The following is a 404-nucleotide window of genomic DNA, read 5'->3' as shown; positions in this document are numbered from 1 at the left end:
ATCTGGTACGGTTTGAAGGCCGGGTCCTTGCTGGCGATCCAGCATTTGTGGGCAGCGATCGCCACTTGCTCCATGACCAGCAGCGCAGCACTTTTGCCTGAGGGAACAGGCGTGCTCTTTGGCGTCGACTGGCAGGACGCCAGCACAAAGCCCGCCGCGGCGACCAGCGCGATCGTCTTGCGTCTGATCAAGCGGCACCCATCTCAAGCTCGGACAGAAAAATCTTCAAACCATCGGTCATCTCGCCCCACACCCGCGACAATGCCGGGTGTTGCGAGGCGATCTGCTGGTAGGCGTCGAATTTGGGATAGGCGTCGAGCAGGTCGTGGCGTCCCGTCATGGCGCGGAAATTGTTGAAGATGAACCGTGTCGGCGTCAGCCAGGCATCGGCGAAGCTGATGTCG

Annotated in this window: 2 pseudogenes; both read right to left on the bottom strand. The window is 60.6% G+C overall.

Annotation, left to right across the window (positions count from 1 at the left end):
• Nucleotides 1-191: pseudogene (locus EN906_RS37055) on the bottom strand (hypothetical protein); the annotation flags it as partial.
• Nucleotides 188-404 (bottom strand): annotated as a pseudogene (locus EN906_RS37050) (glutathione S-transferase family protein); the annotation flags it as partial. The pseudogenes EN906_RS37050 and EN906_RS37055, both read right to left, overlap by 4 nt.

The organism is Mesorhizobium sp. M7A.F.Ca.CA.004.06.1.1 (assembly GCF_003999135.1).
Lineage (GTDB): Bacteria > Pseudomonadota > Alphaproteobacteria > Rhizobiales > Rhizobiaceae > Mesorhizobium.
The sequence above is the reverse complement of the archived record's forward strand: the minus strand, read 5'-3'. Positions and strand labels throughout refer to the sequence as shown.